Source organism: Streptomyces sp. NBC_00878, assembly GCF_026341515.1.
Taxonomy (GTDB): domain Bacteria; phylum Actinomycetota; class Actinomycetes; order Streptomycetales; family Streptomycetaceae; genus Streptomyces.
Genome location: NZ_JAPEOK010000001.1, coordinates 9,687,265 through 9,699,578 on the forward strand (window position 1 = coordinate 9,687,265; position 12,314 = coordinate 9,699,578).

Below are 12,314 nucleotides of genomic sequence, written 5' to 3' on the forward strand. Positions count from 1 at the left end.
CCGCCGCGGGTAGCGCGAGTAGTCCGCTCCCCGCTTCGTGCACCCCCCACACGACCTCCCGCGCAACGAAGGGCACGGCACACAGATGGCACCGAAGACGAAGGCGGCCGGCGACGGCAGCGGCCTGGTGGAGATGGCCTGGGATCCGATCACGCGGATCGTGGGCAGCCTGGGCATCCACACGAAGATCGACTTCAAGCAGAAGCGGGTCGCGGAGTGCTACAGCACGTCGTCGGTCTTCCGCGGCTACAGCGTCTTCATGCGCGGCAAGGACCCCCGCGACGCCCACTTCATCACCAGCCGCATCTGCGGGATCTGCGGGGACAACCACGCCACCTGCTCGGTGTACGCGCAGAACATGGCGTACGGCGTGAAACCCCCGCACCTCGCCGAGTGGATCATCAACCTCGGCGAGTCCGCGGAGTACATGTTCGACCACAACATCTTCCAGGAGAACCTGGTGGGGGTCGACTACTGCGAGAAGATGGTCAAGGAGACCAACCCCGGCGTCCTGGAACTCGCCGAGCGCACCGAGGCCCCGCACGCCGCGGAGCACGGCTACCGCACGATCGCCGACATCATGCGCTCGCTCAACCCCCTGGAGGGCGAGTTCTACCGCGAGGCCCTCCAGGTCAGCCGCTACACGCGCGAGATGTTCTGCCTGATGGAGGGCCGCCATGTGCATCCCTCCACGCTCTACCCGGGCGGCGTCGGCACCATCGCCTCCGTGCAGCTCTTCACCGACTACATGAGCCGCCTGATGCGCTACGTGGAGTTCATGAAGCGCGTCGTGCCCCTGCACGACGACCTGTTCGACTTCTTCTACGAGGCCCTGCCCGGGTACGAGGAAGTGGGCCGCCGCCGGGTCATGCTCGGCTGCTGGGGCGCGCTCAACGATCCCGAATACTGCGACTTCACCTACGCCAACATGACGGACTGGGGCCGGCGCATGTTCGTCACGCCCGGCATCGTCGTCGACGGCAAGCTCGTCACCAACGACCTCACCGAGATCAACCTCGGCATCCGCATCCTGCTGGGCAGCTCCTACTACGAGGACTGGCAGGGCCAGGAACAGTTCGTCACCCACGACCCGCTCGGCAACCCGGTGGACCCGCGCCACCCGTGGAACCAGCACACCATCCCCGCCCCGCAGAAGCGGAACTTCGACGACAAGTACAGCTGGGTCATGTCGCCCCGCTGGTTCGACGGCAAGGACCACCTCGCCCTGGACACCGGCGGCGGCCCCATCGCCCGCCTGTGGTCGACCGCCCTGTCCGGGCTCGTCGACATCGGGTACGTCAAGGCCACCGGCCACAGCGTGGTCATCAACCTGCCGCGCACCATGACCAAGCCGGAGACCAGCTTCGAGTGGAAGATCCCGAAGTGGTCCAACGCGCTGGAGCGCAACCGCGCCCGTACCTACTTCCAGGCGTACGCCGCCGCCGTCGCCCTGCACTGCGCGGAGAAGGGTCTCGCTGAGGTCCGGGCCGGACGCACCCAGACCTGGGAGAAGTTCGAGGTCCCGGACGAGAGCATCGGCGTCGGCTTCACCGAGGCGGTCCGCGGCGTCCTCTCCCACCACATGGTGATCCGCGACGGCAAGATTGCCAACTACCACCCGTACCCGCCCACGCCCTGGAACGCCAGCACCAGGGACACCTTCGGCACACCGGGCCCGTACGAGGACGCCGTGCAGAACACGCCCATCTTCGAGGAGAACACCCCGGAGAACTTCAAGGGCATCGACATCATGCGCGCCGTCCGCAGCTTCGACCCCTGTCTGCCCTGTGGCGTCCACATGTACGTCGGCGGCGGCAAGACCGTGAAGTCGATGCACGTGCCGACCGGCCTGAGCGGACTGGGCGGATGAGCGCGGTGACGGCCACGGCGCCGGTGAACGCGGAGCAGACCGGACGCCGCGTCGAGGAGGTGCTGGAGCGGCTGACCGCGAGCGGCGACCCGGCCGCCGCCGCGGCGGCGGAGGAACTCGTCCGGTCCCTCATGGACTTCTACGGTGCCGGCCTGGCCCGCATCCTCCACCTGCTGTCCGCCGCGCCCGGCGGACCGTCGGCGGGACTGCTCGGTGACGAACTGGTCGCGAGCCTGCTCGTCCTGCACGAACTGCACCCCGAGGACCGCGACACCCGTATCGCCCGCGCCCTCGACGTCGTACGGGAACACGCCCTGGAGGTCGTGGACTTCGACGAGGAGAGCGGCACCCTGACGCTGCGGGCCCGGGAGGCGGGTGGCTGCGGTTGTGGCTCCGGCTCCGGTGCGGGCGCTCGGGAGGCCGCGGAGGCTGCGCTCGCCTGCTTCGCGCCGGAGGTCAGGGCCGTCGACGTCCGGACCGCGCCCGCCGGGCCCACGCTCCTGCAGATCAGCACGGCACCGACGGGGGCCCGATGACGGCGTCCCCGGCGACGCGCACGCCCGGCCTGCGGAGGTTCCTCACCGAGCGACCTCCGCGGCCCGAGCGGTGCGAACTGTGCGCCGTGACGGTGGAGTCGGACCACCGTCACCTGGTCGACACCGAGAAGCGCGCCCTCGTCTGCGCCTGCGTCCCCTGCGCGCTGCTGATGGCACAGCCGGGCGCCGCCGCAGGCCGCTTCCGCACGGTCCCGGCCCGCTACCTCACCGACCCCGGACACCGCCTCGACGAGAGCACGTGGGAGGCGTTGCAGATCCCGGTCGGCGTCGCCTTCCTCTTCCGCAACGCGGCCCTCGACCGGCTGGTCGCCCTCTACCCGAGCCCGGCCGGAGCCACTGAGAGCGAACTCGAACCGGCCACGTGGACGGCGGTCCTCGGCGGCAGCCGCCTCGCCGAACTGCTCGAACCCGATGTGGAGGCGCTGCTGCTGCGCCGCACCGAAGGCCGCTTCGAGTGCCACCTCGTACCGATCGACATCTGCTACGAACTCGTCGGCCGTATGCGCCTGTTGTGGCAGGGCTTCGACGGCGGGGCCGAGGCCCGCGCCGCGCTGGACGCGTTCTTCGCGGAGGTCGCGCGCCGCGTCCGGCCCGTGGACGAGGCGGGACACCCGTTGAAGGAGGCGGTGCGGCCGTGACCGAGTTCTCCTTCGCCTGCACCGGTGTTCGCGCCGACCGGTACGCCGCCGGACCGACCCTCGTCTTCCGGCTGCGCGTCACCGCCGCCGGCAACGCGCACGTGCACGCTCTCGCACTGCGCTGCCAGATCCGTATCGAACCCGCCCGCCGTGGCTACGAGTCCGCCGAGGCCGACGGGCTGGCGGACCTCTTCGGCGAGCGCTCACGCTGGGGCAGCACGCTCAAGCCGGTGCAGTTCTCCCAGGTTTCGCTCATGGTCCCGAGCTTCACCGGAGAGATCGAAGCCGACCTCGTCGTGCCCTGCACCTACGACATGGACATCGCCGCGACCCGCTACCTCACCGCCCTCACCGACGGCGAGGTTCCGCTGCTGATGCTCTTCTCCGGTACGGCGTTCACCGGAGCCGGCGGTTTCCAGGTCGAGCCGGTCCCGTGGGACCGGGAGGCGGCCTTCCGGATGCCGGTCGCCACCTGGCGGGAGATGGTCGAGCAGCACTTCCCCGGGTGCGGCTGGATCCGGCTGCCGCAGGACACCATGGACGCCCTGCTCGCCTACCGCTCCCGGCGCGCGCTGCCCTCCTGGGAGGCGGCCCTCAAGGCACTGCTTGACGACAGCGGTGCCGCGGACCCGCCCCGGAGCGACCCGTTGCGCGCGCTCACCGGCACCACCGGAAGGACGGATCCGTGACCGTGACCGCCTTCGCACCCGAGACGGAGGAGCGGTTCGCCCTCGCCCGGCAGGTGGCCGACGCCGTCCTTTTCGAGGGCTATGTGCTCTACCCGTACCGCGCCTCGGCGGCCAAGAACCGGCTGCGCTGGCAGTTCGGGGTCCTCGTACCGCCCAGCTGGGGCGCCGAGAGCGAGGAGCACGCCTTCCAGCACACCGAGTGCCTGATGGAACCGAAGGCAGGCGCGACTCTCTCGGTCGAGGTGCGCTTCCTGCACGCCCGACGGCGCACGGTGCAGCGGGCCCGCACGGACGGCGGCTACGACACGGTCTCCGAACTCCGCCTCGAAGACCGGGTGCTGGTGCCCTGGGACGAGGGCGGCGAGGAGCGTGTCGAGGTGGTCGCGTCGGTGGACGAACTCCTCGGCGACGGCAGCACCCATCCCTTCCGGCTCCCCGCCCGGGAGGACACCGCACCGGTCCTGGACGCGGCCGGCCGGACCGTGGGCCGGCTGGTCCGGCGGTGTGCGGAGATCAGCGGGAGGGTCCGGCTGTCCGCCCGCGAACTCGACGGTCCCTATCGGGCCATGCGGCTGACCGCCGTCGTCGAGAACACCAGCGACTGGACACCGCCCGAGGGACACGCCGCCGACCGGGACGCCGCGCTGCCGCATTCCCTGGTCGCCACCCACCTCCTCATGGCCCTCAGCGCCGGATCGTTCCTGTCGATGACCGATCCCCCCGAGTGGGCGAAGGGCGCGGTCGCCGCCTGCCGCAACCTGCACATCTGGCCCGTACTCGTCGGCGAACCCGGCCGCGCCGACCTCGTGCTGTCCTCGCCGATCATCCTGGAGGACCATCCGGCCATCGCACCGGAGAGCCCCGGCGCGTTCTACGACGCCACCGAGATCGACGAGATTCTCGCGCTGCGCACCGCGGCCCTCACCGACGAGGAGAAACGCGAGGCCAGGGGCACCGACGAGCGGGCGGCCGCCGCGATCGAGCTGGCCGACTCGATGCCGGCCGAGGTTCTGGAACGCCTGCACGGGGCGGTACGGAGTCTGCGCGAGGTCACCGGCCCGGACCCCGCCGCCCCGGACCTCGGCTTCCCCGACGAGTACGGGGTGCGGCGGCCCGACACGCCCTGGTGGGACCCCGCGAGCGACGCGGGCTTCGACCCGACACAGGACCGTGTGGTCGTGGACGACCGGTCGGTGGGCAAGGGCAGCCGCGTCGAGCTGCGCCCGGGCCTGCGGCGCACCGACGCGCAGGACATCTTCCTGAGGGGCAGCACCGCCAAGGTCGAGGCGGTGCTGCACGACGTCGACGGAGGGGTGCACCTGGCGGTCACGGTCGAGGGTGACCCGGGCGTCGACATCCGCCGCGAGCAAGGACGGTTCCTGTACTTCCAGCCCGACGAGGTCACACCGCTGGAGGACGACGTATGAACCTTCCCCCACCGGCAGGTCCGAGGACTCTCGTGGCGGGCATCGGCAACATCTTCCTCGCAGACGACGGCTTCGGCGTGGAGACCGCGCGCCGGCTGGCCGAACGGCAACTGCCGGAACACGTCGAGGTGGTGGACATCGGCGTACGCGGCGTCCACCTCGCCTACCAGCTCCTGGACGGCTACGACACCCTCGTCCTCGTGGACGCCACGGCACGCGGCGAAGCCCCCGGCACGCTGTACGTGATCGAACACGACGGCCCCAGCCGCGACACCGGCGCGGTCCCCGCGATCGACGGCCACCGGATGACCCCCGACACCGTCCTGGCGCTGTTGGGCACCCTCTGCGCCGGGACCGGCGGTGAGCTACCACGCCGCGTCCTGGTCGTCGGATGCGAACCCGCCTCGGTGGACGAGGGCATCGGTCTCAGTGCGCCGGTGTCCGACGCCGTACCGGAGGCCGTCCGGCTGATCGAAGAGCTGCTGCGGGGCGGCACGCCGTTCGTGGCGCAGGCCTCAACCGCTGAGGCTCAGACATGAGGAGAGACGGGATGAAGAAGATCGTCATCGGTGGAGCGGCTCTCGCCGCCATGGCCGTCGTCGTCGCCGAGGTGCTTCCCGACATCAGGCGCTACCTGCGGATCCGACGGATGTGAACCGGGGGCGCCACCCGGCGGTGCCGTGCGGTTGCGTCGAACGGCGTACCTGCCCGGCCGGTGACGGCGTGCCGGGCCATGCCCCCGAGTGTGCGCGCCTCTAATGAGGCGGTCGGGAGCCAGGCTGTGGAAGGACGGAGACTCATGCACGAGATGTCCGTCGCGCTGGCCGTCGTCGACCAGGTGGCAGAGGCCGCCACCCGGGCCGGAGATGTCACGGCGGTGCGGTCGGTAAGGCTCCAGGTGGGCGAACTGGCCGGCGTCGTATCCGATGCGCTCGCCTTCTCCTTCGAACTTGCCTGCGCCGGAACCCTGCTGGAAGGCGCCGAACTGCTCACCGAAGCGGTGCCGGGGCGCGCCCGCTGCACGCCCTGTGCCCACGCATGGGCCGTCGGCATGCCGCCCCGGCTGACCTGCCCCGCGTGCGGCGGGACCCGTACCGAACTGCTCGCGGGCCGGGAACTGCAGATCGTCGACGTGCACTGGGACGACGGCGGTCCCCTGCACGCGCCCGCCCGCGAACCGATCTCCGAGGAGCGCTGAACCATGTGCCGTGTCGTCGACCTGCGCCAGGCCGTACTCGCGAAGAACGACGCGAGCGCCCATGAACTGCGCGCACACCTCGCGGCGCGAGGCACCGCGGTCGTCAACCTGCTGTCCAGTCCGGGCAGCGGCAAGACCGCGCTGTTGGAGCGCGAACTGCTGCGGGCACGAGAGCGGTCCGTTCCCGTCGCCGCGCTGACCGCCGATCTCGCCACCGAGAACGACGCGGCGCGCCTGGCGCGTTCCGGTGTCCCCGTCAAGCAGGTGCTCACCGATGGCCTGTGCCACCTGGAGGCGGAGATGCTCGCCGGGCACGTGGACGGGTGGCTGCCCGACGACACCCGGTTGCTGTTCGTGGAGAACGTCGGCAATCTGGTCTGCCCGGCCTCCTACGACCTGGGGGAGACCCTGAGGGTCACGCTCGCCTCCGTGACGGAGGGCGAGGACAAGCCGCTCAAGTACCCCACCGCCTTCGGCCTGGCCCACCTGGTCGTGGTCACCAAGACCGACATCGCGGAGGCCGTCGAGTTCGACGAGGCCGCGTTCCGCGCGAACGTGGAGCAGGTCAACCCGGGAGTCGAGGTGGTCCTGACCTCGGCACGCCGGGGGCAGGGGGTCGGCGCGCTGCTCGACAGGGCGATGGCGGCGGCGGATGGTGCACCCGTCCACTCGCCGGTCATGGCCCGGCAGCTCCCGCACCATGGGCACACCTACGCGCACCCGGAGGTCACCGGCGCGATGGCCCACACCCACCCGTGAGCGGTCCACCCCTCGTGAGCGGTCCGCAGGCCCCGGCCGCCGTCGCCGAGGACACCCCGCTACGCCGCCGGGTCACCGTCCGGGGAGTGGTGCAGGGCGTGGGATTCCGGCCCTACCTGTACGGCCTCGCCACCGAACTCGCCCTGGCCGGACATGTGATCAACACTGCGGAGGGCGTCGTCGTGGAGGTCGAGGGCACCGCCTCGGCCGTGGCCCGGTTCTGCGACCGGATCGCCGCCCAGGCGCCGCCGCTGGCTCGCGTCGAGTCCGTCCACCACCGGGAGATGTCTCCCGCCGGTACCGTCGGCGGCACCGCTTTCACCATCCTCGCCTCCCACTCCGGCGGACCGGCCCGCACCCTGGTCTCCCCGGACTGCGCCACCTGCGCCGACTGCCTCGCCGAGCTGGGCGATCCGGCGGACCGGCGGTACCGCCACCCGTTCGTCAACTGCACCCACTGCGGCCCGCGTTTCACGATCGTCACCGGGGTACCGTACGACCGGGCCCACACCACGATGGCCGGCTTCGCGATGTGCCACGACTGCGCCCGCGAGTACGCGGATCCGGCCGACCGTCGCTTCCACGCGCAGCCGGTCGCCTGCCCGGCCTGCGGGCCGCGTCTGCGGCTACTCGTCCGCCAGGAGCCAGGGCTCAGGAGTGTCGAGGGGGCGGACTCGGTCACCGAGGCGCGCGCACTGCTGACGCGGGGGGCGATCGTCGCCGTGAAGGGCCTGGGCGGCTACCACCTGGCCTGCGATGCCACGAACCAGGCGGCGGTCGCCCTCCTACGACGCCGGAAGGCGCGCGGGGACAAGCCGTTCGCCGTCATGGCCAGGACCGCGGACGACGTCCGGCACCTCGTCCGGCTGAACCCCGAGGAGCGGAGCCTGCTCGAAGGCCGGGCCAGGCCGGTCGTGCTGATGAGGCGGCATCCGCACCTGTCGTACGCGGCCGGTGACCCGCGGCCCGCCGAGGCCGTCGCGCCCGGCAGCCCCGACCTCGGCGTGATGCTGCCGTACACGCCCCTGCACCATCTGCTGCTCGGCCTGCCCGGCGACCCGGACGGCCCCCGGCTGCTCGTCATGACCAGCGGCAACGTGTCCGGTGAGCCGATCGTCACCGACGACACCGAGGCGCTGGAGCGGCTCGCGCACCTGGCCGACGCCTGGCTCACGCACGACCGGCCGATCCACGTCCCGTGCGACGACTCGGTGGTCCGCGTCTGCGACGGGGAGCCGCTGGTGATCCGCCGCTCCCGCGGCTACGCCCCCTTGCCGGTGTCCCTCCCGCTGCCCGTGCGACCGGCCCTCGCGGTCGGCGGAGACCTGAAGAACGCCTTCTGCCTGGGGGCGGGCCGCCGCGCCTGGCTGTCGGCGCACATCGGCGACATGGACGACGTCGCTACGCAGCGGGTCTTCGAGCGCGCGGTGGCGCAGTTGGAGTCCATCACCGGAGTACGGCCCGAGAGCCTGGTCTCCGACCGGCATCCCGGCTACCGCTCCGTCCGCTGGGCCGACCGGAATGCGGTGCACCGGCCCGTCGTACGCGTCCAGCACCATCACGCGCACATCGCCGCCGCGATGGCCGAGCACGGGCTGGACGGCACCCGGCCGGTGATCGGCGTCGCCTTCGACGGCACGGGCCACGGCGACGACGGCGCCGTGTGGGGCGGGGAGTTCCTGCTCGCGGACTACGACCGCTTCACCCGGTTCGGGCACCTCGCGTACGTTCCGCTGCCCGGCGGCGACGCCGCGGTGCGCCGGCCGTACCGCATGGCGCTGGCCCATCTGAGGGCGGCCGGGATCGGCTGGTCCGACGACCTTGCTTGTACGGCCGCCTGCCCGCCCGGCGAACTCCGGCTGCTGGAACGGCAGTTGGAGCGCGACCTGAACTGTGTCCCCACGTCCAGCATGGGTCGGCTCTTCGACGCCGTGTCCTCGCTCGCCGGGGTGTGCCACCACGCCGGATACGAGGCACAGGCCGCCGTCGAGCTGGAGGGTGCGGCTCTGCGCGCGCCCGCCGACGACACCACCGCGTACGCCTTCGCCCTGTGCGAGTCGGAGGAGACCGGCGGCGGCGTCGTACGGGCCGATCCGGCCCCCGTGCTCGCGGCGATCGTCCGCGACCTGCGGGTCGGCGTCGAGCCGGCCCTGGTCGCGGCTCGCTTCCACCGGGGCGTAACCGGCCTGGTGCACCGGGTCTGCGCGCGGGCGCGAGAGCGGCACGGGCTGGACACGGTCGCCCTGACGGGAGGCGTGTTCGCCAACACGCTGCTCTCCTCGGCCTGTGCCGTTGCCCTGCGCGAGGACGGCTTCACTGTCCTGCGGCACCACCTGGTGCCGCCCAACGACGGCGGCCTGGCGCTGGGCCAGCTGATGGTGGCCGCCCGGGCCACTCTCACCCCCACTCCCACCGACTGAGCGACGCGCGACCGACAGCGAGGAGAGGCCCATGTGCCTGGCGGTACCCGGCAGAGTGCTGGACATCGAGGAACGGGACGGCACCCGGATGGCCACCGTCGATTTCGGCGGCGTGGTCAAGGAGGTGTGCCTGGAGTACCTGCCCGACCTCCAGGTCGGCGAGTACGCCATCGTCCACGTCGGGTTCGCCCTGCAACGGCTGGACGAGGAGTCGGCGCGCCAGACGCTCGGACTCTTCGCCGAACTCGGCCTGCTGCAGGAGGAGTTCGGTGACCCCTGGGAGGCGGCGGCGGAGGCGGGCGTGGACCCGGTGGAAGAGGTGCGCAACCAGTGAAGTACATCGACGAGTTCCAGGACCCGGAGCTGGCGCGTCGGCTCCTCGACGACATCCACGCCACGGTGACCAGGCAGTGGGCCCTGATGGAGGTGTGCGGAGGGCAGACGCACAGCATCATCCGGCACGGCATCGACCAACTCCTGCCGGAGGAAGTCGAGTTGATCCACGGTCCCGGCTGTCCCGTGTGCGTGACCCCGCTGGAGGTCATCGACAAGGCGCTGGAGATCGCCTCCCGACCGGAGGTGATCTTCTGCTCCTTCGGTGACATGCTGCGCGTGCCGGGCACGGGACGGGACCTGTTCCAGATCCGCGCGGAAGGCGGTGACGTGCGTGTCGTCTACTCACCGCTCGACGCGTTGCGGATCGCGCAGCAGAACCCGGGCCGCGAGGTGGTGTTCTTTGGTATCGGCTTCGAGACGACGGCGCCCCCCAACGCCATGACGGTCCATCAGGCCCGGAGGCTGGGCATCGAGAACTTCAGCATGCTGGTGTCCCATGTCCGCGTACCCCCGGCCATCGAGGCGATCATGTCGTCGCCGAGCTGCCGTGTGCAGGGCTTCCTCGCGGCCGGGCACGTCTGCAGCGTGATGGGTGTGGGGGAGTACCCGGAACTGGCGGAGCGCTTCCGGGTGCCGATCGTCGTGACGGGCTTCGAGCCACTGGACATCCTCGAAGGCGTGCGCCGGGCCGTCCGCCAGCTGGAACGCGGCGAGCACACCGTCGACAACGCCTACGCCCGTGCCGTCCGCCCGGAGGGAAACCCGGCCGCCCGGGCCATGCTGGAGGACGTCTTCGAGGTCACCGACCGTGCCTGGCGCGGCATCGGGGTGATCCCCGACAGCGGCTGGCGACTGTCGCCGAAGTACCGGGACCACGACGCCGAGTACCGCTTCTCGGTCGGCGACATTCGGACGGCCGAACCCGCCGAGTGCCGCAGCGGAGAGGTCTTGCAGGGGCTGCTCAAGCCGCACGAGTGCGAGGCCTTCGGCACTCTGTGCACCCCGCGCACGCCCCTGGGGGCCACCATGGTCTCCAGCGAGGGCGCCTGCGCGGCGTACTACCTCTACCGGCGGCTCGACGTGCCCACCACCACGACGGTTCGGGAGGCGAGCCCCGTTGTCTGACACCACCGATCTCCCCGTTCCGGCCGCTCTGGACATCGAGGCGTGGACGTGTCCGGCACCCGTGCGTGACCGGCCGCGTGTCGTCATGGGCCACGGGGGCGGTGGAGTCCTTTCCGCCGAACTGGTCCAGCAGATCTTCGCACCCGCCTTCGGAGGTGAGGTGCTCGCCCAGATGGGCGATGCCGCCCTTCTCTCCCTCGGTGGTGCCCGGCTGGCGTTCTCCACCGACTCCTACGTGGTGCGGCCGCTGTTCTTCCCCGGCGGCAGCATCGGTGACCTGGCGGTCAACGGAACCGTCAACGACCTCGCCATGAGCGGCGCCCGTGCCGCCTACCTCTCCTGCGGATTCATCCTGGAGGAGGGCGTCGAGCTGGACGTGGTCACGCGGGTGTCCGAGGCGCTGGGTGCGGCCGCGCGCACCGCCGGTGTGGAGGTGGCGACCGGCGACACCAAGGTGGTGGAGGCCGGACACGGCGACGGGATCTACATCAACACCGCGGGCATCGGTCTCGTCCCCGCGGACGTCGACCTGCGCCCGCAGCGGGTCGTCCCCGGGGACGTCGTGATTGTCAGCGGCGCCATTGGCGTACACGGGGTGGCGGTCATGAGCGTTCGCGAGGGCCTGGAATTCGGCGTGGAGATCGAGAGCGACTGCGCGGCACTCGGCGGCCTGGTCGACGCCATGCTCGCCGTCACCCCGGACCTGCACGTCCTGCGCGATCCCACGCGAGGCGGCCTGGCCGCCTCGCTCAACGAGATCGCGCAGGCCTCCGGCACAGGAGTGGTCATCCGCGAACGCGACGTCCCGGTCCCGACGGCCGTGGCCAACGCCTGCGCCATTCTCGGACTGGACCCCATGTACATCGCCAACGAGGGCAAGCTGGTGGCCTTCGTCCCGCGCGAGCACGCCGACGCCGTCCTCGAGGCGATGCGAGCCCATCCTCTGGGCGCGGGCTCCGTGATCATCGGTGAGGCCGTCGAGGCGCATCCCGGCATGGTCGTGGCCCGGACCGGCCTGGGGGGAACGCGCGTCGTCGATCTGCCGATCGGGGAGCAACTGCCGCGGATCTGCTGACAGGGGCGTCGCCTGTCGAGGAGTCGGCCGTGCGGGCGCCGACCGGACCGTCAACCCGGTCGGCGCCCGGACGGCGGGTCCTGTGGGTCACGCCGGTTGTGGCAGAAGCGTCTCATCCACATCGGGTGACCGGCCGTGTTGCCCGGTGCCCTGGCTACGGCTGGGGCTGGGGCACTTTCCGTGCGGTGGCTCGGACGAACGTGACGCGCGCGCCGGACCC

The 12,314-nt window shown here is 71.4% G+C and carries 12 protein-coding genes; all 12 read left to right on the forward strand.

What is annotated here, in order from left to right; translation table 11 throughout:
- The first annotated feature begins 85 nt into the window (after positions 1-85).
- On the forward strand, positions 86-1,870 hold the full coding sequence (locus tag OHA11_RS42135; RefSeq protein ID WP_266505925.1) for a nickel-dependent hydrogenase large subunit: 1,785 nt from the start codon (positions 86-88) through the stop codon (positions 1,868-1,870).
- The gene (locus OHA11_RS42140) at positions 1,867-2,406 is read left to right on the forward strand and encodes a hypothetical protein (protein WP_266505928.1); all 540 of its coding nucleotides are present in this window, start codon (positions 1,867-1,869) and stop codon (positions 2,404-2,406) included. The genes OHA11_RS42135 and OHA11_RS42140 overlap by 4 nt, the downstream gene beginning before the upstream one ends.
- Positions 2,403-3,065: a DUF5947 family protein gene (locus tag OHA11_RS42145; RefSeq protein WP_266505931.1), complete on the forward strand. Its 663-nt coding sequence runs from the start codon at positions 2,403-2,405 to the stop codon at positions 3,063-3,065. The genes OHA11_RS42140 and OHA11_RS42145 overlap by 4 nt, the downstream gene beginning before the upstream one ends.
- Positions 3,062-3,754, forward strand: coding sequence for a DUF6084 family protein (locus OHA11_RS42150; protein WP_266505933.1), 693 nt, complete (start codon positions 3,062-3,064; stop codon positions 3,752-3,754). The genes OHA11_RS42145 and OHA11_RS42150 overlap by 4 nt, the downstream gene beginning before the upstream one ends.
- Positions 3,751-5,181: a hypothetical protein gene (locus OHA11_RS42155; protein ID WP_266505936.1), complete on the forward strand. Its 1,431-nt coding sequence runs from the start codon at positions 3,751-3,753 to the stop codon at positions 5,179-5,181. The genes OHA11_RS42150 and OHA11_RS42155 overlap by 4 nt, the downstream gene beginning before the upstream one ends.
- Positions 5,178-5,720 carry a hydrogenase maturation protease gene (locus OHA11_RS42160; protein WP_266505938.1) on the forward strand — a complete coding sequence of 181 codons (543 nt, stop codon included), beginning with the start codon at positions 5,178-5,180 and terminating at the stop codon, positions 5,718-5,720. Before OHA11_RS42155 ends, OHA11_RS42160 begins: the two co-directional genes overlap by 4 nt.
- A 260-nt stretch (positions 5,721-5,980) precedes the next feature.
- Positions 5,981-6,379, forward strand: coding sequence for a hydrogenase maturation nickel metallochaperone HypA (locus OHA11_RS42165; protein ID WP_266505941.1), 399 nt, complete (start codon positions 5,981-5,983; stop codon positions 6,377-6,379).
- A 3-nt stretch (positions 6,380-6,382) separates the two neighbouring features.
- On the forward strand, positions 6,383-7,138 hold the full coding sequence (gene hypB / locus OHA11_RS42170; RefSeq protein ID WP_266505944.1) for a hydrogenase nickel incorporation protein HypB: 756 nt from the start codon (positions 6,383-6,385) through the stop codon (positions 7,136-7,138).
- Positions 7,139-7,152: 14 nt separating this feature from the next.
- Positions 7,153-9,558: a carbamoyltransferase HypF gene (gene hypF / locus OHA11_RS42175; protein WP_266505947.1), complete on the forward strand. Its 2,406-nt coding sequence runs from the start codon at positions 7,153-7,155 to the stop codon at positions 9,556-9,558.
- Positions 9,559-9,589: 31 nt separating this feature from the next.
- Positions 9,590-9,892, forward strand: a complete 303-nt coding sequence (locus tag OHA11_RS42180) for a HypC/HybG/HupF family hydrogenase formation chaperone (RefSeq protein ID WP_266505950.1) — start codon at positions 9,590-9,592, stop codon at positions 9,890-9,892.
- Complete coding sequence (gene hypD, locus OHA11_RS42185; RefSeq protein ID WP_266505952.1) at positions 9,889-11,019, forward strand: hydrogenase formation protein HypD; 1,131 nt, start codon at positions 9,889-9,891, stop codon at positions 11,017-11,019. Before OHA11_RS42180 ends, hypD begins: the two co-directional genes overlap by 4 nt.
- Entirely contained in the window at positions 11,012-12,094 is a 1,083-nt protein-coding gene (hypE, locus tag OHA11_RS42190; RefSeq protein ID WP_323186734.1) for a hydrogenase expression/formation protein HypE, read from the forward strand. Before hypD ends, hypE begins: the two co-directional genes overlap by 8 nt.
- Positions 12,095-12,314: the final 220 nt, after the last annotated feature.